Origin of the sequence: Streptomyces sp. NEAU-YJ-81, from assembly GCF_017592595.1 — a bacterium.
Classification (GTDB): Bacteria; Actinomycetota; Actinomycetes; order Streptomycetales; family Streptomycetaceae; genus Streptomyces; species Streptomyces hygroscopicus_B.
In genome coordinates, this window is record NZ_JAGFNO010000110.1 from 1 (window position 1) to 1,841 (window position 1,841).

At 67.9% G+C, this 1,841-nt stretch carries 2 protein-coding genes; both read right to left on the reverse strand.

Features of this window, described 5'->3' with window-relative positions; genetic code table 11:
- Nucleotides 1-963 carry an electron transfer flavoprotein subunit alpha/FixB family protein gene (locus J5X86_RS50110; RefSeq protein WP_208523223.1) on the reverse strand — a complete coding sequence of 321 codons (963 nt, stop codon included), beginning with the start codon at nucleotides 961-963 and terminating at the stop codon, nucleotides 1-3.
- Between the two features lie 80 nt (nucleotides 964-1,043).
- Nucleotides 1,044-1,829, reverse strand: a complete 786-nt coding sequence (locus tag J5X86_RS50115) for an electron transfer flavoprotein subunit beta/FixA family protein (protein WP_208523224.1) — start codon at nucleotides 1,827-1,829, stop codon at nucleotides 1,044-1,046.
- Between the last annotated feature and the right edge of the window lie 12 nt (nucleotides 1,830-1,841).

Consider the following 1,841-nt stretch of genomic DNA (forward strand, 5'->3'; position numbering starts at 1 on the left):
TCAGCCCTTGCGGGTCTTGACCTCTTCGGTCAGCTGCGGGACGACCTCGAAGAGGTCACCGACCACGCCGTAATCGACCAGATCGAAGATCGGAGCCTCGGAGTCCTTGTTGACCGCCACGATCGTCTTCGACGTCTGCATACCGGCCCGGTGCTGAATCGCACCCGAGATACCCGCCGCCACGTACAACTGCGGCGAAACCGTCTTACCGGTCTGCCCGACCTGGTTGGTGTGCGGATACCAGCCCGCATCCACCGCCGCACGCGAAGCACCCACCGCCGCACCCAGCGAGTCGGCCAGCGCCTCCACGACGGGGAAGTTCTCCGCACCCCCCACACCACGGCCACCGGAAACCACGATCGCCGCCTCGGTCAGCTCCGGACGCCCCGTCGACTCACGCGGCGTACGCGACACCACCTTCGTCCCCGTCGCCTGCTCCGAGAACGACACCGACAACACCTCGACCACACCCGCGGCCGGAGCAGCCTCCACAGCCGCCGAATTCGGCTTCACCGTAATCACCGGCGTGCCCTTGGACACCCGGGACTTGGTCGTGAAGGCGGCGGCGAACACCGACTGCGTGGCCACCGGACCCTCCCCACCGGCCTCCAGATCCACCGCATCGGTGATGATGCCCGACCCGATGCGCACCGCGAGCCGCGCCGCGATCTCCTTGCCCTCCGCGGAGGACGGGAACAGCACCGCGGCCGGGGACACCGCCTCATACGCGGCCTGGAGCGCATCCACCTTCGGCACCACAAGGAAGTCGGCGAACTCGGGCGCCTCAGCGGTCAGCACCTTCACGGCGCCGTGCTCGGCGAGGGCGGACGCGGTGTTCTCGGCACCCGCGCCCAGGGCGACCGCGACGGGCTCGCCGACACGGCGGGCCAGGGTCAGCAGCTCCAGAGTGGGCTTGCGGACGGCACCGTCCACGTGGTCGACATAGACAAGGACTTCAGCCATGGGAATCGCTCTCCTGCGAAATGCGAAAGATATGGGGGCGGGGGAAGGGCTCAGATGAACTTCTGACCCGCGAGGCGGCATCAGATGAACTTGCGCTCCGCGAGAAAGGCGGCGAGCTGCTTGCCGCCCTCGCCCTCGTCCTTGACGATCGTGCCCGCGGTACGGGCCGGACGCTCCGTGGCACCGTCCACCGCGGTCCAGGCACCCTCGAGACCGACCTCGTCCGACTCGATCTCCAGGTCCTCCAGGTCCCAGGACTCCACCGGCTTCTTCTTCGCCGCCATAATGCCCTTGAACGACGGGTAACGCGCCTCACCCGACTGGTCCGTCACCGACACCACCGCCGGAAGCCGCGCCTCCAGCAACTCCGTCGCGGTGTCACCATCCCGGCGCCCCTTCACCGTGCCGTCCTCGACCGACACCTCCGACAGCAACGACACCTGCGGCACACCCAGCCGCTCCGCCAGCATCGCCGGAAGCACACCCATCGTGCCGTCCGTGGACGCCATACCGCAGACCACCAGGTCATAGCCGGTCTTCTCAACGGCCCTGGCCAGCACCAGCGAGGTACCCAGCGCATCGGTGCCGTGCAGATCGTCGTCCTCGACATGCACGGCCTTGTCCGCACCCATCGACAACGCCTTGCGCAACGCGTCCTTGGCATCCTCCGGACCGACGGTCAGCACAGTGATCTCGGCGTCATCGGCCCCGTCGGCGATCTGGAGCGCCTGCTCAACCGCGTACTCGTCCAGCTCCGAGAGCAGGCCGTCCACGTCGTCGCGATCGACGGTCAGGTCCTCGGCGAAGTGCCGGTCGCCGGTGGCGTCGGGCACGTACTTCACACAGACAACGATCCTCAAGCTCACGCCGGCTCTCCT

Coding starts and splice junctions, on each gene's coding strand:
- J5X86_RS50110 (WP_208523223.1), bottom strand. CDS start 963: ATGGCTGAAGTCCTTGTCTATGTCGACCACGTGGACGGTGCCGTCCGC.